Raw genomic sequence first — 22,549 nt, forward strand, 5'->3', positions numbered from 1 at the left:
GATGTCACCGAGAGAGTACCGAGCTCTTAAAGTGGCGAGTTAAACTGTCCGTTTTAGTGGGGGCAACTACATCAGAGGCTTTGCTCGTTTTCCGCCTAGCTGCATCTTCAAGTGGTATAGGTATAGGTATAGGTATAGGTATAGGTATAGGTATAGGTATAGGTATAGGTATAGGTATAGGTATAGGTATAGGTATAGGTATAGGTATAAATAGAAAATAGAAAATAGAAAATAGAAAATAGATTTTAATTTATTAAAATAATCAATTTACCGACTAATTGATAAATTTGATCTTATTTCATATGAGATTTACGAAAAAAAACAACCGTGAAATAGCTCACTGGATTTGAGGATTTCACCCTTCTGATATCACATTTTGTTCATTGTCGCTCGACTAAGGTAAAGACTCATTTACTCAAGAGGGACAATTGATGAAAGTTAGACACGTTTCACTGCTTATTGCACTCGCGGCTTGCTCTGCACCGTCGTTCGCACTCAATGGTAAACTTGTACCCAATCAGGGCATTTTAACCTCCGTCGGTCAAGATGTGGATTCGGTGAACGATTATGCCTCCGCTATGGGCGTCACACCCGCAGGGGTCACGAACTACGTAGGCATCGTCTCGTTAGATGGTCTGAACTCAGACGCAGACGCGGGAGCGGGTCGTAACAATGTTGTCGCCCTTGCAAATCAATACCCAACAAGTGCGTTGATTGTCGGCGTATCAATGAACGGACAAATAGCGGCGGTGGCCAATGGCACTTATAACGCCAATATCGACACACTACTCAACACCTTGGGTCAGTTAGATCGCCCTGTTTACTTACGTTGGGCTTATGAGGTTGATGGTCCGTGGAATGGGCACAACCCTGAGGATCTCAAACGCAGTTTTCGCTATGTTCATCAACGTATTCTCGATTTAGGTCACGCTGATGCCATTTCACTGATTTGGCAAGTCGCGTCTTACTGCCCCACTCCTGGCGGTCAGTTATCACAGTGGTGGCCTGGCGCTGATGTCGTGGATTGGGTTGGCCTCTCCTATTTTGCCCCACAAGATTGTAATTGGGATCGCGTCAATGAAGCGGCGCAATGGGCACGTACGCACAACAAACCGGTGTTTATTAATGAATCGACTCCCCAGCGTTATCAAACCTCAGATTTAACCTATTCTGCCGATCCCGCCAAAGGCACCAATCGCGTCAATAAATCACAACAGCAAATATGGAATGAGTGGTTCGCGCCGTATTTCCAATTTATGACGGACAACCAAGATATTGTAAAAGGCTTTACTTATATTAACGCCGACTGGGACAGTCAGTGGCGCTGGGCCGCACCTTACAATGAGGGTTATTGGGGTGATAGCCGAGTTCAAGTTCAGCCACAAATCAAAGCGAACTGGCAAAATGAGCTAGCAAAAACGAAATACATCAATCATTCCGAACAATTATTTGCTCAACTTGGTTATGATGCCAGTGGCGATCCAACCGATCCGCCCACTAACCCACCAACAAACCCACCTGTGACACCACCGAATCCAACGCCATGCGATGAAGAATTTAGCTATCGCTATATTTCTGATAATACGATTGAAGTATTCCACAAAGACAAAGGTTGGAGTGCCAATTGGAATTATGTCTGCTTGAGCGATTATTGTTTGCCTGGCGTGCGCGAAAATGGGGAATTTACTAAGCAATTTAGTGCGACGTTGGGCCAAGAGTATGGCATTACGTTTAAGGTTGAAGATAATCAAGGGCAACAAATTATCGATAAAACCATCACCTTTGAAAATAAGAGCTGCGCTGCCAATTAATTTCTTATTTTGACACATTTATACCCAAGCAACTTGAAGATGCAGGTAGGCGGCAAACGCATCACCTTTAGCGAGACCAGTTGCGGTCAGTAATCGCTAGTATAAATCTCACACCGCTGTGTTGACGATGCGCTGAACAAGCTCTCGTAACCAGCGGTTTTTTTCTTCATTTGTTCGTGAACGATGCCATAACAATCCAATCTCGAAATCAGCCACGGGGATAGGTGGTGTAATTGACGCAAGATTATCGGCAAACACCGGAGCCATCGCCATTAAGCGTGGCACGATGGCGACTAAGCGTCGTTGACCTATCAAACGGCGCACTGTTAGAAAATGCCGCGAAGCAACGGTAACACGACGAGTCAGCCCTAAGTTGGCCAAAAGTGAGTCGACGCCAGTCACTAAATTACCATCAGCACTGACCAAAGCTTGCTCTACCTTGGCAAATCGCGCCACGTCGGTGATTTCATCCACCGCTACTCGCTTTGGATCGAAAAGACAAACATGTTGTTCTTGATACAGAGTCAGCGATTCAAATTGCGCAGGTGGGTTCGGTATACTTCCTATCACCAGATCCAATTTTTCTTGCTCAATAAGCTTTTGATAATTAGCGTGATTAACATGAATAAAACTGATTTGGGCTTGCGGCGCTTGCTGGCGCAGCGCATCATACAACGTCGGCGCAAAAATAAACTCGGCGTAATCGCTTAAACCCATTCGAACAACGCCTTGGTAACTGTCTGAGCTAAACGCTTCTCTATGAAGCAACTTATCACTCACCGTCACCAGTAATTGCTCAATCGTCGGCGCAATATGCTGAGCATAATCGCTTGGTACCATCACATACCCTTGACGCTCAAACAAGGGATCGCCAAATAGGGTACGTAATCTCGCCAAACTGTGACTCATCGCCGATTGACTCACGCAATTTTGCTCTGCAGCCAGACTGACGCTGCGATGCTGATACAGTGCGTGAAACGCGACTAATAAATTAAGATCGACCGATCTCCAGTTGATACCCTGTGCCATTGTCACACCTTCACTGATTGGCTTGCGCTACGAACCTATTTCATTCATACATACTATCCAAAGTATCAATTTGAGTCATTAACCAATTGTGCGTATTCTGGTTACAAACGACGCGAAGCACATACCGAATAGGCGTGATTCTTTAATGTCGTCATTTCATTGATTCCATAAAAAGTGAGAAAATGATGTTCTCGATATTTAAAACCTTTTTTGCCCTAGGATGGGTCAGTTTTGGTGGTCCTGCAGCGCACATTGGCTATTTTCGCCACACATTTGTTGAAAAGCTAGGCTGGTTAACGGACGAGGAGTACGGACAAATTGTGGCTCTGAGCCAATTTCTGCCCGGCCCCGGCTCTAGCCAAGTAGGCTTTGCGCTAGGTTACACGCGAGGTGGTTTGCTCGGCGGCTGCATGGCCTTTCTTGGATTCACATTACCGTCCATTTTACTCATGATGGTTTTGGCTTACGTCAGTAGCACCATCATGGATAACTCGCTATTTCAGCAAGTGGTCCATGGACTAAAATTACTCGCCGTGGTCGTGGTGGCTGATGCCACCTTGGGTATGTATCGCAATTTTTGTAAAACCCGCCTTGCGGTTGGACTCTGCGTCGCGACGGCATGCGCCCTCTTAATGCTGCACAGTGTGACCACACAAATTGTGGTGCTGATCGTCGCCGCCCTAGTGGGAGTGAAATATTTACGCCAAGATAATCTCACCGCATCAGCGCCGTTCAAACCGTCTATTTGGCCATTAGCACTGTTTGCGATACTGCTATTTGGGCTTCCTTTCGTTGCCTCACTGGCACCAAGTTTGGCACTGTTTGATCATTTCTACCAAGCAGGAAGTTTAGTCTTCGGTGGTGGACACGTCGTTCTTCCATTGCTACAAAATCTTATTGGGGGTGAACTCTCTCAAGACACGTTTTTAACCGGTTACGCTGCGGCTCAAGCCGTACCCGGTCCAATGTTTACCTTTGCTACCTTTTTAGGGTGGGAACTCATGCCGCAAAGCCCGGTGTTCGGCGCAATTGTTGCCACTATTGCGGTCTTTCTTCCCGGTTTTTTGCTTTTGCTTGGGGTGCTAAAGAACTGGCAATCCCTTGCCCAAAAGCCAGCAATTTCAGGAGCGGTTAATGGCGTTAATGCCGCGGTTGTCGGCTTACTTATTTCCGCGCTGTATCAACCTGTGTTTACCAGTGCAGTGACAGCGCCCTACGATCTCGCTGCCGTGTTGGTTGGACTCTATTTATTAAAGCAGTGGAAATTGCCGATCGTTTGGATGGTTTTACTGTTTATGTTGGTCGGCATTGTATTAGGCTTCGTTTATTAATTTAACTTCATTGACTAACGGGCGGGGTTTTCCTATCCCCGCCCTTTTTCAAATTGCAGGGCTTTTTGTCAACAAGATAAAGGCTGACTCTTACAAACCTCATCACATAGTTCATCTATGTTCACGAAGTGCTCAGAGGCTTTGTTCGTTTGCCGCCAACCTGCATCTCCAAGTTGTTTGGGTATATCAATATATCGCCGCTCAAGTCGCAATTTCGCACCTCATCCCTGTCGCATAAAAACTCAAACATGCTACGATTAACATGTTTTTAACAAACCATAAGATTATCAGAACTTTTTCCTTAGCTCTCAGCAAGACAAGCCCAACCCACAAACTGGACTTTTTCTATCGAAAGTCGGCACTTCATGGAGTGATATCATGGCTGATAATGGCGAAAATAGCGCGCGCTGCACCTTACCCCCACCAAATGAATTGATCTTGAAATGGGCCGATGAGCGGCCCAACGACGTTTACTTGAAACAGATCATCAACCGTCAATTCGTTGAATTCACCTTTGCCGATGTTGCCGGTCAAGCCTTGCGTCTGGTCAGCGCATTGCAAAGTCTTGGGGTCCAGCGTGGCGATAAAGTGGCGCTCATTTCAAAAAACTGCGCGGAATGGTTTATTTGCGATCTGGCAATGATGCTCGGCGATTTTGTCAGTGTGCCGATTTTCCCAACTGCAGGCAGCGACACGATTGATTTTTGCCTAACCCACAGCGACAGCAAAGCACTCATCGCGGGCAAACTCGATGATGTCAGCGCAACAGAAAAGGTACTCAGCCAATACCCTGCGCTCATTAGCATCAGCTTACCCTACGCCAGCGCCCCCTCGTGCCAGCATCAATACCGTGACCTAATTGCGCAGTTCGAACCTAGCACGCTGCGCCCAGAGCATCATGACGATAAATTGATGTCATTAGTATACACTTCAGGGACCTCCGGTGAGCCTAAAGGCGCCATGCTAACCTATGGCGCCTACAGTTGGTCAGTGCAACAATTGATCGATTGCATCGAAATCCAAGCAGACGACCGACTGTTTTCTTACCTGCCACTGGCCCATATTACTGAGCGAGTTTACATTTTTGGCTCATCCATCACCGGCGGGCTCGAAACTGCGTTTCCAGAAGCCCTCGATACCTTCATTGATGATGTCAAAATGCAAAGGCCAACCCTGTTTATTTCGGTGCCAAGACTATGGACGCTATTTCAGCAGCGTATTCAAGATAAACTGCCGCAAAAACGCTTATCCTTGCTACTGAAAATTCCATTGGTCAGTGGCCTTATCAAAAAGAAACTGGCCGATGGCCTTGGGCTTGATAAAGCTCGCGTACTCGGTTGCGGATCGGCTCCGGTCTCTCCTGCACTGCTTGATTGGTATTACAGTGTCGGGTTGAATATCACAGAGGCGTGGGGAATGACAGAGTCCTTTGCTTATAGCACGCTCAACTACCCATTTCGCGCGGACAAAATCGGCAGTGTTGGCCGAGCGGGACCTGGCGTAGAACTGAAAATTGCGGAAGACGATGAAATTTTGGTCCGCAGTAAAGGGGTATTTTCAGGCTACTATAAAAACAGCGAAGCGAGCGCGGAGAGTTTTAATCCGGAAGGCTGGCTGCACACCGGCGACATAGGTGCGATTGACAGCGACGGGTACTTAACCATTCAAGGGCGCAAAAAAGATACCTTTAAAACCGCAAAAGGAAAGTTTGTTGCGCCAGTTCCCATCGAAAAACGCCTAGTCGAATACTTGCGTGTTGAAATGCTCTGTCTGATCGGTCTTGGGTTGCCTGCTCCGATTTTACTGATTGTGCCCCATCAATTTCCCAACTTTGATCGAGAGCGCTACGAGCGCAGCGCGAAACGTGTGGTAGAACGCCTTAACAGTGAATTGGAGTCCCATGAGCAGATTAAAGGGGTTTTGATGATAAAATCGCCATGGAGTATTGAGAATGGCATTCTTACGCCAACGCTTAAGATTAAGCGCCACTTACTAGAAAAGCAGTATCATGACCAAGGCGCAAGCTGGCCAAAAGGCCAGCTTGTGGTTTGGGAATAACGATTAATCCCAAAATGATCGCCGCACTTCGTCTCTCACTTGGTGCGGCTCAATGCCAACATCCCGTAACAAGTGAGGGGGTAGCTCGTGCAGTTGACGCCGAGTGCGAGCATTACGGCGGTATAAAACCCACCGATATTTCAACACCTTTATCCAACGTTCTTTTGTAGCTAATGAGCGAACAGTAAAAGCGGTTAATGTAGTCATAGTTAGCTCCTATTGATGTCGGTGATGTACTGGACATATTTCAATAGTTTCAGCAATATGACAAACAATACTCAACCTCACTCAGTTAAGGAAAACTAATGTGATGGATAAGCTGCCTCCGCTACAAGGACTTTACTATTTTCATTTAGCTGCCGCGCGTGGTAGCTTCAAACAAGCAGCCCAAGAGCTGTTTGTGACCCCCGCCGCGATTAGCCAGCAAATTCGCCAACTCGAAGAGACGCTTGGGGTGCGACTTTTTATTCGCCAACATCGTAAAAATACACTCACCAGTGAGGGTGAACTGCTCGCAAGAGAAGTGGCTCAAGGCTTTACCTTATTGCAAAACGGCGTTCGTCAAATCAATCAAGATCCCCACCCCAATCAATTTTCGCTCTCTACACAACCGTCGTTTGCTCAGCACTGGTTGGTGCCGAGGCTCGGAAATTATCGCCAACGTTATCCTGAGCTTGAGCTGTTAATTGAGCCAACCAACAGTTTGATTAATTTCCAACAATCCACGATAGATCTCTGCGTTCGCTACGGCTGCGGCGATTATGCAAATGTTCAGTCGCATTATTTAATGAATGAGGTGCTTTATCCCGTTTGCCATCCGCTCTATCAGAAGCAGCATGGCATTTATCAGCTGAGTGACTTGCCCCGTGCAGAGTTGATTGAGGACAGTTGGCCCGATATCGACTGGCGTATCTGGCTTGAAACCATTGGCCAAATGCCTAAAGCAACACTGCGTTATAGTGGCTCCCAGTTTGTCTTGGAAGGGGCTCTGGCAGTTCAAGGCGTCGCGCTCGTCAAGCACAGTTTGGCATGGCGTTATTTGCAAGAGGGTAAATTGGTTCGAATTGGCGATCTGGGTATTAAACCGATTTACCAATATTACCTTTGCGCGCCAACGGGCTATTTCCGTCGTCCTAAGGTGGAACAATTTTGTGATTGGATCAGTGCGCAAGTCACTGAGTTTGAGACACAAGCACCATGGGATTTTAATGTGGTCGATGCGAAATACTAATCAAGCGCAGAAATAAATATACCCAAGTAACCTCAAGATGCATGGTTCAGCGTGAATGACTTGGTTTGTCAGTGAGGCGAGGATTTGAGGATTGAGTGGTTCTCAATCGAAAATCGTCAACAAAGCTGATGAGCCAAGGCTGCTCGCCCTTCGGGAGCCAATCACTGGACCGATGGCTGCGTTAAACAACTTGAAAATAGACTGGCTATTTCACAGCGTTGTTTGCCTTGCCCTCAGCCCAGTGAGCAGGCTCTGAATCCTGCATCTTGCAGTCACTTGGGTATAGGCCATCAATAAAAAACAAAAAGCCCGAAACCATATTGGTTTCGGGCTTTTATTAAGCGAGTAAGCTAAGAATTACTTCTTCGCGTCACGTGCTTTAACTTCAGCGATAACTTGCTCAGCAACGTTCATCGGACATGGCGAGTAGTGTGAGAACTCCATAGAGAACTGACCACGGCCAGAAGTCATAGTACGTAGAGTACCGATGTAACCAAACATTTCTGATAGAGGTACATCACCCTTGATACGTACGCCAGTTGTGCCTGCTTGTTGATCTTTGATCATACCACGACGACGGTTCAAGTCACCGATAACGTCACCAACGTGATCGTCTGGCGTGAACACGTCAACTTTCATGATAGGCTCAAGAAGCTGTGCGCCTGCTTTAGGCATAGATTGACGGAATGCGCCTTTCGCTGCGATTTCAAATGCAATTGCAGATGAGTCAACTGCGTGGAAGCCACCGTCGAACAGTTCAACTTCAACGTCTAGAGTTGGGAAGCCAGCTAGAACACCGTGGTCCATCATGCTTGCAAAACCTTTCTCTACTGCTGGCCAGAATTCCTTAGGAACGTTACCACCAACAACGGTAGACTTGAACGTAAAGCCTGAACCCACTTCACCTGGTTTGATACGGTAGTCGATCTTACCGAACTGACCTGAACCACCAGACTGTTTCTTATGCGTGTAGCTATCTTCAACTGGTTGAGTGATAGTTTCACGGTAAGCTACTTGTGGAGCACCTACTTCTAGCTCAACGCCGTAAGTACGTTTTAGGATGTCCACTTTGATGTCTAGGTGAAGTTCGCCCATACCTTTAAGGATGGTTTCGCCTGAATCTTCGTCAGTTTCAACTTGGAATGATGGATCTTCTGCAACCATTTTACCGATCGCGATACCCATTTTCTCAGAACCGTTCTTATCTTTAGGCTTAACAGCGATAGAGATTACTGGCTCTGGGAAGATCATTGGCTCAAGAGTCACTTCGTGCTTAGGATCACATAAAGTGTGACCTGTCTTCACGTTCTTCATACCAACAACTGCGATGATGTCACCAGCTTGTGCTGAATCGATCTCGTTACGCTCGTTCGCGTGCATCTCAACCATACGGCCGATACGCTCAGTTTTACCAGTAGCTGAGTTAAGGATAGTGTCACCCTTCTTCATCTTACCAGCGTAGATACGGATGAAGGTTAGTGCACCAAAGCGGTCGTCCATGATCTTGAACGCAAGCGCTTTTAGTGGCTCATCAGCAGATACAGTTGCAACTTCGCCAGTTGGCTCACCAGTTTCTGGGTTAGTCAGTGGTTGAGGATCTACTTCTGTTGGAGAAGGTAGGTAGTCAACTACTGCGTCAAGAATAAGTTGGATACCTTTGTTCTTGTACGCTGAACCACAGTAAGTTGGGAAGAATGCTAGGTCACGTGTACCTTTACGGATACAACGCTTGATGTCTTCTAGAGAAGGCTCTTCGCCATCCATGTAAGCCATCATTAGGTCATCGTCTTGCTCAACGGCAGTTTCGATTAGCATTTCACGGTATTCAGCCGCTTGATCAACTAGATCAGCAGGAATGTCTTGAACTGTGTAGTTTTCTGGAAGACCAGAGTCATCCCAGATGTACGCTTTTTGGCTTAGTACGTCAACCACACCGCAGAAGTCATCTTCGATACCGATAGGTAGCGTCATAACCAGTGGTTTTGCCGCTAGAACGTTTTGTACTTGGTCAACAACTTTGAAGAAGTCAGCACCCATACGGTCTAGTTTGTTAACGAAGATAATACGAGATACGTGAGATTCGTCAGCGTAGCGCCAGTTAGTTTCTGACTGAGGCTCAACACCACCAGAACCACAGAATACACCGATACCACCGTCTAGTACTTTAAGAGAACGGTATACTTCGATAGTGAAGTCAACGTGTCCAGGGGTGTCGATGATGTTTAGGCGATGGTCGTTCCAGAAACAGGTAGTTGCTGCTGACTGGATTGTGATACCACGCTCAGCTTCCTGCTCCATGAAGTCGGTAGTTGTTGAACCGTCGTGAGTGTCGCCGATTTTGTGGATTTTACCAGTTAGCTTAAGGATACGCTCGGTAGAGGTAGTTTTACCCGCATCTACGTGAGCAAAAATACCAATGTTTCTGTATTTTGATAAATCAGTCATTGTCATACTCTGTTAATAAGGTATAAAGTGCGCGCAGAGTATAACACAATCTGTCAAGACTGATACCCTTGCGTGCGGTTGGTGAAAAAAAAATTACCCCAGAGAAAATCAAGGATTTTGCGGTTCGCCACTTAGTTGCATTCTCAAAAATGAAACCTAAGCAATCTCAATAAGAAGACATTTCATTCAGAATTTAGACTGAGCTCAACTTAGCTCATCCCCCTTCCTCTCTCCTCCTAAGATCACAGTTCTGGAACCATTAAATTCAGTTTCAAAGCGCGAGACAGCGCTGCTGAATAATAATGCCTCTGCACAGGAGCGTCACAATGAACGGTAAGACTATCATCTTAGCATCGCTTGCTACATCTATAGGTATAGGGTTTGCTGCCCATGCGCAGTTACCCAACCCAAGTTATAGCCAAGATTTCTCCGGTTATGACAATCAATTTGACCGACCCAGCTGGGGGCTGATTGATCCCATTCCGTTTGATTTTCAAACCCGCGGCGTTAAAGCGGTCGATAAACCCAATTATACTCAATCTGGCGACATAGAGTTTGACGTTCGCTGGACGCGAAAAACGTTAAAGACACTGTTAGGCGATAACTTTGCGCCACTTAAAAATACGATTGGGATCCGTGGCATTCGGCAAGCATTCAACGCCCCGGATAGTCCATGCAAAGCCAAATTAGAAGTTGGTAAAGATTCAATTTATGACTGGGCTTTTACCTCTGGTTATGCCGCCGAGCTTGACAGTGACCGATACGATTGTGGTGATAGCATTGTCATCAATGGGCAGCCATACCCGTTAGATCGTTCAAACAACCCTTCGAGTATTCGAGTCCGTACCTTTATTCCAACCATTCCGGGCGCGACGTACTCTTTTGATATCCACTATAACAAACGCCTTGGTGCGCCCCACCATTTTGATGACAATGATGCGTTAATTGTTAAAGTGCAGGCGAAAAGCTTTGAGTCGGTTGTGCTGGATGGCATTCCGACACCAATAGAGGATGATACGTTTGAAGGGGGCCGAATCACGCTGCCTTTTGATGTTAATACCACCACCTATAACGGCTACTACAAAGCGACCATCACCTTCGTCGCGCAGCATTATTTTACGCGAATTATCATGCGAGGCACCGATGATCCAGACTCCTATGGCGTCATTATAGATAAGGTTGCGTCATCCAAAATTTCCGTGCCTCAAGGCCCATTCCAAATGTGCAGCATGTTTTACCAATATGGTTCGAAGAACTTTAAAAAGTGCATGCACGGCAAAAATGACGATTTGAACTTTGCTTGTGACTTTAATAATGTCGACCCCAACTCGCCCAATAGCGTACGCTACATTATTAATAAGCCGGGAATCCATACGCCAGGCAACCCTCAACGTTACCAGCCGATTAATATGGCATCGCAAACCCGCATCGACGGTAATGGCTCGCTGGGAACCTTTTACTCTGTTGGATTAGAGGGGAAAACGACGGTAAAACTTAACTGCCCAGTGGGGGGGAAATCGATTGTCTTTAACGAGTTCACCAACGGCGTCAACCAAGATATCAATTCTTACCCCGAGCGCGGTAAAGTGAAAGCCAAAATCAAATGTCTTGATCCTAACAATGACAACGATGGCTGGATTTTGCTAACGCGTGACTCCACGGACGTCAACGGAACAGAAGACAATTTCTTACTGACCAATGAATACATCAGTTATGATTTCAACGCCGAAGACTATAAAGGCTGCCGAATGACAAAACTGGTGTTCATCGATAAAACGACCGATCTGCCAAACGCGCCAAATGGTACCGATGGTATTGAAATTCAAGGATTGAAATTCGTACCAACGCCTCCGTAGAGCTTTACCTTATTTGAGTATCACATCAAAAAAGCGCGATTCGTTGTCGCGCTTTTTTATGCGGTTACTTCGGTATATAAGCTAAAGCACTCTCAGTTAAAGTTCATCAAACGCCTCAATCGCTTCAGACAACTTCTTAACCCCGTGAATTTGCATACCTTCAATGCCCCCTTTGGGCATATTTGCCGCAGGCACAATCGCGCGCTTAAAGCCGTGTTTAAACGCTTCATTCAACCGCTCTTGTCCACTCGGCACAGGGCGAATTTCACCCGCCAGACCCACTTCACCAAACACCACCACATCTTTAGGTAATGGCCTATCACGGAAACTCGACAATAACGCCATCACCAAAGCCAAATCGGCACTGGTTTCTGTCACTTTGACACCGCCGACCACGTTGACAAACACATCTTGGTCGGCCATTTGCAAACCGCCGTGTTTATGAAGCACCGCAAGCAGCAGCGACAATCGATTTTGCTCGAGCCCCACGGCGACCCGGCGCGGGTTAGCCAACTGCGAATAATCCACCAGCGCTTGAATTTCAACCAGCAGTGGTCTCGTTCCTTCCCACACCACCATAACCGAACTTCCCGAGGTTTCTTCCTCGCCACGAGACAAAAAGATGGCCGACGGATTGGAGACCTCGCGTAACCCTTGCCCTGTCATGGCAAAAACGCCCAACTCGTTGACGGCGCCAAAGCGGTTCTTATGGCTGCGTAGCGTGCGAAAACGGCTGTCACTGCCACCATCGAGCAATACCGAGCAATCGATAATATGTTCGAGCACTTTCGGGCCAGCCAGCGTGCCGTCTTTGGTCACATGACCGACAATAAAGACCGCCACATTATTTTGTTTCGCATACCGTGTCAGCGCAGTGGCAGACTCTCTGACTTGCGCGACACTGCCGGGCGAGGATTGTACATCTGATACGTGCATCACCTGAATCGAGTCAATCACCATAATGCGTGGCTGCTCTTTTTCAGCAATTTGGCAAATTTTATCCACGTTGGTTTCCGAGAGCATTTTCAAGTGCTGCTTAGGTAAACCGAGTCTTGATGCTCGCATCGCCACCTGCTGCAAAGACTCTTCCCCCGTCACATAAAGCGTTGGCATCTGGGCTGACAGGTAACACATGGTCTGAAGCAGCAAAGTCGATTTGCCCGCCCCAGGACTACCGCCGATCAAAATTGCAGCGCCTGGCACTATTCCACCGCCTAGCACACGATCCAGCTCTTTAAACCCGCTGGTAAAACGCGGCACTTCTTGCAGATCAATCTCGGCCAGCGTTTGAACTTTACTTTCCGCTGCATTTCCTGCATATCCGGAAAGACGCTCGTTGCGCGCGGCGGCAGGAGATGCGGCAAGGCGCACTTCGCTTATCGTATTCCAGCTCCCACAAGCATTACATTGGCCTTGCCAACGGGGAAAGTCTGCACCACAGTCATTACAGACATAAGCGCGTTTTGCTTTTGACATAGAGCCTCTTAGCCTTAATATTTAATAAATCAGCCTGTTATTGATGGCATTAGCCACACAACTTAATATCGTCACGCAGTGACGCCGTACCAAGTGAGACTGGCATCGCACTCTTAAATTAAATGAAGTGTGCGCTTCCAATTCAGCGCAATTGCAATTCAAGCTGCTAAACTTTCTGCCGATAACATGCTATTGAGTCAATGCCGATACCCAATGCGCTTCTAGTGACTGCATCGCGTGATTTGGGTGTAACGCCAACGCGAGTTTGGCCACCAATACTTTTACGAGCGATACCTTAACAAAAAATGGACCAATCCGAAATTATCACACTTGCTGAGCGCTTGATCCCGGTGTATCAAACCGATGAATTTGAGCGTGTGCTTCACCAAGTAATGAGTGACCGCCCAGCCTCTGGCAAGCTATTGATCAAAATGGAATTAAACCGATTGATGCAGCCATGTAAAAAAAGCATCGATTTACGCGGTCGTGTGCAAGGCGAATGTTGGGAATATCAGCTCGATGGCATAACGCATTGGCTGGATGACGTGGCTTTCAACGCATACCACAAAAAGGTCGAAAAATTTGGCGGGTATACGGAAGGGGTTTGGGATGCTCTGGTCAATACGCGCAACAATTTCCGCGTGATGCATCACAACACTCACTCGACTAACCCAAAAGTGCGTAAATCAAGCCCCTATGAAGCAGAAACGGTTCATCTTGGGTTCAATTTACGTCGCCAAGAAAAACGCTTGCGCGTGCAATCTCAAGTTTCGATCACGCTCGACAAAGGCCAAGTATTGCATGGCGTTAGCGTTGATCTTTCGCCCTCTGGCGCCAAGTTTAAGGTGCCAAGCGCCTTTGTCTATCGCTCAGGACAAATCATTCAGGTACGATTTGTTGAACTCGCTGCACAATCAACCTTACCCAAACTCGATAAACCTATCGAGTATCGAGTGCTCGCGATTGAAGAGTGTTACGACAACGACGCCGTCAAATTCATTCGCACATTACGCTTAACCGAAACAGACCGCATTGCTCGAGCCATCGATGAAGTTCTTAATAGCAATCTAAAACGGCTGCGCCACGATAACCAAGATAAAATCACGCTGGCTCGCAATCGTGGCTTTGAGCATGTGTTTATGAAACACACCTCTTCACTGCCGCTATTTTTCCACGGCGCGCGCGCCGAGCTGGCTCTGTTGACCCAAAATAACCAAGAGATTTGGCATTACTGGCACGATGAACGCAATCAACAGATGTTTGGCACGCTGTTCACGCCTGCGCGCATGAAAGCGATGATTCGAGCAGGCGTAAAAGGGGCCAGCTGCACGCTGTATGCTTTTAAGCATCATCACCAAAATAAAGACTGGTTCTACTCGATGTTGATGCCTGAAGCCACTCGTGAGCAACGACAACTATTTTGGCATTTAGGGGCGAAAAGGGACAGTTGGCGCGCCTTTCGAGTTTCGATTTATCCTCTGACCGCGAAAGAACGTCAGCATGTTGCGCAGTTTGCCGATGAACTTGGCGGCGCGACCGAATCGTTAACACACTATGGCACGATTGAAGAAATTGCGAGTGCGCTGGAAGGTGAGCAATACCTTCTAACCGAAAAACCGCAGTTACCATCGTCAACGCTGAATGGGTTCCGTCACCCGCGTAAAATTATTGGCAATCCCAAAGGACTTTCATTTGATGCGCTATCGCGCCGCAAAGAGCCGCGTTATGATTTTACCACTCCGCTGATTATCAAAAAGGCCGACGGCCAAGAAGTGCATGGGAAAACGGTAGACCTTTCCAAACGAGGCTTGAGTGTCGCGCTTGATACACCGTCAGCGTTCACTCAAGCAGAATCTGTACAGGTCAACTTTTTGGAATTGCAGCTTTATGATAAAAGCCTGCCGCTCGATGCCCTTCCCTACACCGCCGTTCGCCTCAGTCCTGACGGGACTCGGCTGCAACTGATGATCACAGAAAACAGTAAGACAATGAAATCGATAGCGTTCTTCAACGCCATCATTCATAACAACCAAGATAAACTGGTGATCCGTCAAGAAGTCCTACCGAGCGCGCCACTGCTACAAGCTCTACGTGGGATTATTTTACGCCGTATGGTTAGTACGCCAGTTTTTATTGGTCGCGAGTCGGGTGGGTTTTCCACGCGAGCGATTGGCGTTAATCATCCACTTGAGAGTTACTTACACGTTTTGGCTAAGTGGGGACAAAAAGAGCGGATTTCGTTAGAGCCCATTTACAAAGGCCGCACTAATACGCTACTTGCAACGCCTACCAAACGGATTGACGGCGCCAAACCGACGCAGCATGAAATTTATTTATCGGTCACTTTACTTGGTAATAAAGTCATTGACTTAGATGCTCAGTTAACCAGCGAATTCATCAGTTTGCAGGGTCGAATCGCCTTTATCAAACAAGCAAAAGCGCAAGGCAATTTCTTTGCCCTACGCTTAACAACGGCGCCAATCTTTGATATTCAAAGCGTTTTGCTTCATCAAGACTTGGTCGATCTCTCTCAGATCAGCATCCAATGCGCTGCAGCGATTGAAAAAGAACTGACCTCATTAATTGGATATGTCGAAATTCACGACATCACCGAAGAGGTATTAGTTCGTCTTGAATTAACTTAAGCGCATCGAACATTAAGGTTTACGCTGCCAACTCACCTTTTGCTGACGCGCCAACGCGCCTGACAAAATACAAATAACGCCACCAAGACCCGTAAAGCGGATCGCGCATTGCGCTTGTGCCTCTACTTTGGGTTTGGCGTGGTAAGCAATGCCTAGCCCTGCTTCAGCCATCATGACTAAATCATTCGCTCCGTCGCCCACGGCCACAGTGTTGTGCAACTCAACCCCATATTGCTCCGCTAGAGCGACCAAAATCTCAGCTTTGGTCTGAGCCGATACAACCTCACCAAGTACGTTTCCGGTGAGCACTTGGTCGACAATTTCAAGCTGGTTTGATTGAGCATAATCCAGCCCGAGCATCGATTTAAGGTGATCAGAGAAATAAGTAAAGCCGCCCGATGCTATCGCGGTTTTCCAGCCATACGCTTTCAATGTATTCATCATCGGCAGCAAATCTGGCATCAACGGAAGGCTTTGGCGGACTTCCTCTAAAATGCCAGCGTGAGCTCCCGCTAACTGTCCGACCCGCTGACGTAAGCTTTGTTCAAAGTCTAATTCGCCTTGCATTGCGCGCTCGGTTACCGCTGCAACCTGCTCGCCAACCCCTGCCAACTTGGCAATCTCGTCAATGCATTCAATTTGAATCACGGTTGAGTCCATATCAAACACAATAAGGCCGGGTTTGCTGAGATCGGGCACCTCACTCATTTTGGCAAAATCCAGCCCGAGCTGCGGCAGCAAATCGCTCTGTTCGATGCTTAACTCACCCGCCATTAATGCAACTTCGTATGAGCCGACTCGCCATGCATCAACGATGCGGCAAGGTATGCCGGTACGTTCGGTTAATGTGTCAAAGTGAGCCACTGTTAAGTGGCTGGCAAAAACAATCCAACCCGCTTGGCGTCTATCATGCTGTGTCGCTAAATGAATTTCGGGAAAACGGTGCAGAAACGATGTGTGACGACAGATCGGCAGGGTATTCAACATATCCATGTAACTTAGTCCTTTGCAAAATTAAGCCAACACTACCCTATTGCAATTTAAAAAGGCAAGTCCCAAACTGAGGATCACTTTATTGTTTACCTCAGAGTTTCATGAACGAATCACTTTTTTCATGGCGCAATGCGCTGCGTATCTTGGCTCTTATGGTGCTGAGCACCATGCTATTTATCACGATCCAAAACACCGTGGTGATAAGCCAAGGCAATGGCAAAATCCAAGCGCAGCAGCTAGAAACCCTTACTAAGGTTCTGATTTCACAAGCATCACTCTCGGCAAGTGAGCTATTGCGCCAAGACGACCCTGAACACTTACGCCGTCTTGCGAATCAGTTGGCACAAGATAATTTGGTGTTCGATGCGAGCATTTATAATGCAGAAGGGGTTCGACTGGCCGCAAGTGATAGCGCAACGTCGGTACGAGATGTACTGGGCTTAGATACGCCTCTGGCCACAGCCAGCATTGGTCGCCAACAGTTGGTTGAGCCAATTTATCAAGATAATCATATTGTTGGCTTTGTTCGCCTGACTTTTGAAACCGGTAAAGTGACGGCCATTTCCGACCACCACTACCGTAAAAGCGATCGCTACATGCTGCTTATGGTGCTAATGAGCTTTTTAGGTGGTGCGATCTTCATTGTGGTGCTGCGCAAAAAACCACAAGCGGGACAAGCGAATTTGCTACTCGAGAATCAAGATTAGACTGCTATACCCAAACAACTTGAAGATGCAGGTAGGCGACCAGCGAACAAAGCCTCTGAGCACTTCGTGAACATAGATGCGCTATGTGATGAGGTTTGTGAGTGCCCGTCCCTATCTCGTTAACAAAAAGCGCTGCAACTTCAAGTCGGACGGGTATATACCCAAGTTACCTCAAAATGCATGGCTCAGCGAGAATGACTTGGTTTATCGGTGAGGCGAGGATTTAAAGAACATTAGCGGCTTTTAATCGGGTGAATATAACAAGGCCCGCACAGTGTGCGGGCCTTGTGGTTTCATCTTAACTCAATTCTTTGGCAAGAAGAGCGTTTACTGTTTATCACCAATCAAAACAGACTCAAGAGCGATGATCATCATGTCATTAAACGTGTTTTGACGCTCTTCAGACGTGGTTTGCTCACCGGTCTTAATGTGATCAGACACAGTACAAATAGTCAGTGCTTTCGCACCGTACTCTGCAGCAACGCCATAGATACCCGCAGCTTCCATCTCAACGCCGATGATGCCGTATTTATCCATCACATCAAACATGCTTGGATCTGGCGTGTAAAACAGTTCAGCAGAGAACAGGTTACCAACTTTTACCTCGACACCGCGCGCTTTTGCCGCTTCTTCAGCCGCTTTCACCATGTTGTAGTCTGCGATAGCAGCAAAGTCATGATCTTTAAAACGAATGCGGTTTACTTTTGAGTCAGTACATGCGCCCATACCAATCACGACATCACGCACTTTAATATCTTCGTTAACCGCACCACAGCTGCCAACACGGATCACTTTCTTAACGCCAAAATCTTTAATTAGTTCAGTCACATAAATAGAGCATGAAGGAATACCCATACCATGACCCATCACAGAGATTTTACGGCCTTTGTATGTGCCTGTGTAACCGAACATATTACGTACATCACACACTTGGACAACATCATCAAGGAAGGTTTCTGCAATGTATTTCGCGCGTAGCGGATCGCCAGGCATCAATACTACGTCTGCAAAATCACCCATCTCAGCATTAATATGTGGAGTCGCCATGTTTATTTTCCTTGTTTTTGCGCTCGTTAACACCAAACACGCTTATTTGTGCGGCGGTTCAACGAGCGATTGGTGGTCTCATGAGCGGTATTTAGGCCGCTCCGTTTTATTAAGAGTTAAAGATCGAGCGTTATAAAAAGCTACGACCGTAATCCATTGCCGTGGTGTCAAAATAACTCGCTAAGGTTTGGCCAATATCGGCAAACGAGTCACGACGACCTAATGATCCTGCGGGAATCTTTTCACCATAGACCAACACAGGGATGTGCTCACGAGTATGATCGGTTCCCGGCCAAGTGGGATCGCAACCGTGATCGGCAGTTAAAATCAGTATGTCATTGGGTTGCATCAATGCCAAAATTTCAGGTAAACGCGCGTCAAAATACTCAAGCGCCGCGGCGTATCCAGCCACATCTCGACGATGACCAAACGCAGAGTCAAAATCGACAAAGTTCGTGAAAACAATCGTATTATCTTGCGCGTTAGCGATTTGCTCTAAGGTAGCGTCAAACAGCGCAGGAATACCGTTAGCTTTGACCTTTTGGGTAATACCACAGCCAGCGTAGATATCGGCAATTTTACCAATAGAGACGACCTCGCCCCCTTTCTCATCCACAAGCTTTTGCAAAACAGTGGTGGCAGGCGGTTCAAGTGAAAGATCGCGGCGGTTGCCCGTGCGCTCAAACTGCCCTTTACCCGCGCCGACAAAAGGACGCGCAATGACACGACCAATATTGTAATCACCCAGCTCTTCACGGGCAATTTGGCAAAGTTCTAGCAAACGATCTAAGCCAAAAGTCTCCTCATGACAGGCAATCTGAAACACTGAATCGGCCGAGGTATAGAAAATCGGCAATCCTGTGCGCATGTGCTCTTCACCAAGATCATCAAGGACTTGCGTGCCCGAGGCGTGACAGTTGCCCAAAAAGCCCTCAAGCCCTGCGCGCGCCAAAATGCGATCGGTTAACTCTTTCGGGAAACTGTTACTCTTATCCGTGAAGTAGCCCCAATCAAACAGCACAGGAACCCCTGCGATTTCCCAGTGCCCCGACGGTGTGTCTTTACCCGAAGAGAGCTCTGCGGCATGGCCATAAGCGCCAATGATCTCCGCATTCGAGTCCAACCCTAACGCCAACGCACCAGTAGACTCTTTATGCGCCAACGCCAAACCCAATTTGCTTAAGTTTGGTAACGAAAGTGGCCCTTGACGTTCATGATTGTCAGCCAACCCTTTGTCACATTGCTCTGCGATGTGGCCGAGTGTATCGGCGCCCACATCACCAAACTGCTGCGCATCTTCCGTCGCGCCAATCCCAAATGAATCTAGGACTAAAATAAATGCTCTTTTCATCGTTATTCTCCAGATCTTACGAACATGACATCACTCGATATCCTGCGTCTCTTTGATGGCGCATTCATGCGATAAGCAAGTTATGCCGCAGATCGTTACAACATAGAAATGAATCGGTATTGGTTCGCATGCCGTGACGCTATCAATGTCATCAGGCATGCGGAAATTTGACTAAATATCCGTTGCGCGAATTTGCTCATAGACATTTGGGGTGGGTTGATACTCACCACCAATCACAATCGCTTGGCGTAATGCGTTGGCCGCCTCTTGCCATTGCGCTTCGCTGCGAGCGTGAATGACCGCCAACGGTTTATCCGCATTCGCGTGCTCACCAAGACGAATAAAATCATCAAAGCCGACAGCGTAATCAATCGTATCGCTTGCCACTCTGCGACCACCGCCCATTGCAACCACCGCCATGCCGATAGCGCGCGTATCCATTGCTGATACGACACCGTCGAATTCAGCGTAGACCGGCTTAACAACCTCAGCGCGCGCCAAATAACGGTCGTAATGCTCAACGAAGTCGGCTGGGCCGCCAAGCCCTACTACCATTTTGCCAAAGCGGCGAGCCGCTTCGCCATTGTCGAGTACCGCCATCAATTTGGCGTTAGCCTCTTCGGTATCGCTTGCCAGCTGACCAAGTACTAACATCTCGGCGCACAGTGCAAGCGTCACTTCCAGTAGTCGAGGGTTACGATATTCGCCGGTCAGAAAACGTACGGCTTCGCGGACTTCAAGCGCGTTGCCCGCAGATGAGGCAAGCACTTGATTCATGTCGGTTAAGATCGCGGTGGTGCGGGTTCCCGCGCCATTGGCGACAGCAACAATCGAACGTGCAAGCTCTTTCGATGCCTCATAGGTTGGCATGAAAGCCCCTGAGCCGACTTTGACGTCCATGACCAAAGATTGCAGACCAGCTGCCAATTTTTTAGACAAAATCGACGCAGTGATCAGTGAAATGTTATCGACCGTAGCCGTAATATCGCGCGTGGCATAAACACGTTTATCCGCTGGAGCTAAATCACCAGTTTGACCAATAATCGCGACACCCGCTTCTTTGGTGACTTGACCAAACACGTCATTGGTCGGCGTAATGTTATAGCCGGGTATGGACTCGAGCTTATCCAGCGTGCCACCAGTGTGGCCGAGACCACGTCCGGAAATCATCGGCACAAAACCGCCACAGGCTGCGACCATAGGGCCAAGCATCAAGGAGGTCACATCGCCGACACCACCCGTGGAATGTTTATCAACGATCGGGCCATCAAAATGCCAAGCACTCCAGTCGATCACCATGCCGGAATCACGCATCGCGCAGGTGAGCGCAATGCGCTCAGGCATGGTCATTTCATTGAAGAAAATGGCCATTGCAAACGCCGCGATTTGGCCTTCGGAGACCGTATTGTCTGCGACACCTTGAATGAAAAAATTAATTTCATCTGCGCTAAGGACTTCGCCATCGCGTTTTTTACGAATAATTTCTTGAGGTAAATACATAAGCGCCTCTCAAAACCGTTAAGGTCTGTGCGTGAGGAGTTGCTGAGCGATGAACCCTCACTCAGCAACCGAATTAACAGCGAAAAATGATTAGTATGCGTTTGGATCCGCTACGTCGCTGCTAACGTCCAATGTATTTAATAGGTTGGTCAGTAAGCTTGATGCGCCAAAACGGTAATGACGCGCATCAGCCCAATCACTGCCGAGAATTTCATCCGCCATGGCAAGGTAAGCTGCAGCATCTTCTGCCGTACGCACGCCACCAGCAGGCTTAAAGCCAACCGTTTTGGCCACGCCCATATCACGAATCACTTCAAGCATCATGCGAGCGTAGTGTGGCGTTGCGTTTTCAGGCACTTTACCCGTTGACGTTTTAATAAAATCGGCACTAGCTTTAATCGCCACCTCTGACGCTTTTTTGATCAAAGCTTCTTCTTTAAGCTCACCGGTTTCAATGATGACTTTTAATAATACGTCATCGCCGCATACGTCTTTACACGCGCGCACAAGATCAAAACCCACTTGTTCGTTGCCATCCATTAACGCACGATAAGGAAACACCACATCAACCTCATCAGCGCCGTAAGCGACAGCGGCTTTGGTCTCTGCAATTGAGATCTCAAGATCATCATTACCGTGAGGGAAGTTAGTGACGGTTGCGATACGCACCTCTGGTGTGCCTTGCTCACGAAGCGTCTTCTTTGCAATAGGAATAAAGCGAGGGTAAATACAGATGGCAGCGGTATTTCCAACCGGTGTTTTTGCATCGCGACACAAGGCGATCACTTTTTCATCAGTGTCGTCATCGTTGAGTGTCGTTAGGTCCATCAGTTGAAGTGCACGTAGTGCTGCTGCTTTTAAATCGCTCATTTCTAGCTCCGATCAATTATCTTAAAAAGTTTTCACTCAACCGCCCAAAGGGGACTGAGTCAACATTGATGAACGGACTTGGTTCCTTGAAGACTCGATAACGGCTGCGTTATCAATTGCTTTCCTTGTCACCGCACAGTACCAGTTTGGTCTATGGCACGACAAACTCGATTGTCGTGTCTTAATATCACCCTTTATG

Annotated in this window: 17 protein-coding genes; 8 read left to right on the forward strand and 9 right to left on the reverse strand. The window is 47.6% G+C overall.

Annotation, left to right across the window (positions count from 1 at the left end):
- Positions 1–221: hypothetical protein (locus tag HGP28_RS19115; RefSeq protein ID WP_211091919.1), on the forward strand; the 221-nt coding region annotated here is incomplete at its 5' end.
- Between the two features lie 210 nt (positions 222–431).
- The gene (locus HGP28_RS07200) at positions 432–1,811 is read left to right on the forward strand and encodes a family 31 carbohydrate-binding protein (RefSeq protein ID WP_168835794.1); all 1,380 of its coding nucleotides are present in this window, start codon (positions 432–434) and stop codon (positions 1,809–1,811) included.
- Between the two features lie 108 nt (positions 1,812–1,919).
- On the opposite strand, the gene HGP28_RS07205 is transcribed toward HGP28_RS07200, so the two are convergent.
- Positions 1,920–2,840, reverse strand: a complete 921-nt coding sequence (locus HGP28_RS07205; RefSeq protein WP_168835795.1) for a LysR family transcriptional regulator — start codon at positions 2,838–2,840, stop codon at positions 1,920–1,922.
- Positions 2,841–3,025: 185 nt separating this feature from the next.
- Here HGP28_RS07205 and chrA point away from each other — a divergent pair, with 185 nt between their 5' ends.
- Positions 3,026–4,171, forward strand: coding sequence for a chromate efflux transporter (gene chrA / locus HGP28_RS07210; RefSeq protein ID WP_168835989.1), 1,146 nt, complete (start codon positions 3,026–3,028; stop codon positions 4,169–4,171).
- Positions 4,172–4,549: 378 nt separating this feature from the next.
- A complete protein-coding gene (locus tag HGP28_RS07215) occupies positions 4,550–6,229 on the forward strand; it encodes an AMP-binding protein (protein ID WP_168835796.1) in 1,680 nt (559 codons plus the stop codon).
- A 3-nt stretch (positions 6,230–6,232) separates the two neighbouring features.
- Here HGP28_RS07215 and HGP28_RS07220 read toward each other — a convergent pair whose 3' ends face one another.
- Complete coding sequence (locus HGP28_RS07220) at positions 6,233–6,436, reverse strand: DUF1127 domain-containing protein (protein WP_168835797.1); 204 nt, start codon at positions 6,434–6,436, stop codon at positions 6,233–6,235.
- Between the two features lie 103 nt (positions 6,437–6,539).
- Here HGP28_RS07220 and HGP28_RS07225 point away from each other — a divergent pair, with 103 nt between their 5' ends.
- On the forward strand, positions 6,540–7,460 hold the full coding sequence (locus tag HGP28_RS07225) for a LysR substrate-binding domain-containing protein (RefSeq protein ID WP_211091920.1): 921 nt from the start codon (positions 6,540–6,542) through the stop codon (positions 7,458–7,460).
- A gap of 357 nt (positions 7,461–7,817) precedes the next feature.
- On the opposite strand, the gene fusA is transcribed toward HGP28_RS07225, so the two are convergent.
- Positions 7,818–9,905 carry an elongation factor G gene (gene fusA / locus HGP28_RS07230; protein ID WP_168835799.1) on the reverse strand — a complete coding sequence of 696 codons (2,088 nt, stop codon included), beginning with the start codon at positions 9,903–9,905 and terminating at the stop codon, positions 7,818–7,820.
- Between the two features lie 326 nt (positions 9,906–10,231).
- Between fusA and HGP28_RS07235 the strand changes: the two genes are divergently transcribed.
- Positions 10,232–11,761, forward strand: a complete 1,530-nt coding sequence (locus HGP28_RS07235; protein ID WP_168835800.1) for a hypothetical protein — start codon at positions 10,232–10,234, stop codon at positions 11,759–11,761.
- A gap of 96 nt (positions 11,762–11,857) precedes the next feature.
- Here HGP28_RS07235 and radA read toward each other — a convergent pair whose 3' ends face one another.
- Positions 11,858–13,237, reverse strand: a complete 1,380-nt coding sequence (radA, locus tag HGP28_RS07240) for a DNA repair protein RadA (RefSeq protein WP_168835801.1) — start codon at positions 13,235–13,237, stop codon at positions 11,858–11,860.
- Positions 13,238–13,542: 305 nt separating this feature from the next.
- Here radA and HGP28_RS07245 point away from each other — a divergent pair, with 305 nt between their 5' ends.
- Positions 13,543–15,882, forward strand: a complete 2,340-nt coding sequence (locus HGP28_RS07245; protein WP_168835802.1) for a PilZ domain-containing protein — start codon at positions 13,543–13,545, stop codon at positions 15,880–15,882.
- Between the two features lie 12 nt (positions 15,883–15,894).
- Here HGP28_RS07245 and serB read toward each other — a convergent pair whose 3' ends face one another.
- Positions 15,895–16,875 (reverse strand): phosphoserine phosphatase, encoded by a 981-nt coding sequence (serB, locus tag HGP28_RS07250; RefSeq protein WP_168835803.1) that lies wholly within the window; start codon positions 16,873–16,875, stop codon positions 15,895–15,897.
- 101 nt (positions 16,876–16,976) lie between these two features.
- Between serB and HGP28_RS07255 the strand changes: the two genes are divergently transcribed.
- The gene (locus HGP28_RS07255; RefSeq protein WP_168835804.1) at positions 16,977–17,582 is read left to right on the forward strand and encodes a YtjB family periplasmic protein; all 606 of its coding nucleotides are present in this window, start codon (positions 16,977–16,979) and stop codon (positions 17,580–17,582) included.
- A 327-nt stretch (positions 17,583–17,909) separates the two neighbouring features.
- Here the strand turns inward: HGP28_RS07255 and deoD are convergent, their stop codons facing one another.
- The 4 genes from deoD to deoC all read right to left on the reverse strand — a co-directional run bounded on the left by deoD (position 17,910) and on the right by deoC (position 22,350).
- A complete protein-coding gene (gene deoD, locus HGP28_RS07260) occupies positions 17,910–18,629 on the reverse strand; it encodes a purine-nucleoside phosphorylase (RefSeq protein WP_168835805.1) in 720 nt (239 codons plus the stop codon).
- Between the two features lie 130 nt (positions 18,630–18,759).
- Positions 18,760–19,980 carry a phosphopentomutase gene (locus HGP28_RS07265; protein ID WP_168835806.1) on the reverse strand — a complete coding sequence of 407 codons (1,221 nt, stop codon included), beginning with the start codon at positions 19,978–19,980 and terminating at the stop codon, positions 18,760–18,762.
- Between the two features lie 171 nt (positions 19,981–20,151).
- Positions 20,152–21,480 (reverse strand): thymidine phosphorylase, encoded by a 1,329-nt coding sequence (deoA, locus tag HGP28_RS07270; RefSeq protein WP_168835807.1) that lies wholly within the window; start codon positions 21,478–21,480, stop codon positions 20,152–20,154.
- A 90-nt stretch (positions 21,481–21,570) separates the two neighbouring features.
- Positions 21,571–22,350, reverse strand: a complete 780-nt coding sequence (gene deoC / locus HGP28_RS07275) for a deoxyribose-phosphate aldolase (RefSeq protein WP_168835808.1) — start codon at positions 22,348–22,350, stop codon at positions 21,571–21,573.
- Between the last annotated feature and the right edge of the window lie 199 nt (positions 22,351–22,549).

This window comes from Vibrio agarilyticus (genome assembly GCF_012641465.1).
GTDB classification, from domain to species: Bacteria; Pseudomonadota; Gammaproteobacteria; order Enterobacterales; family Vibrionaceae; genus Vibrio; species Vibrio agarilyticus.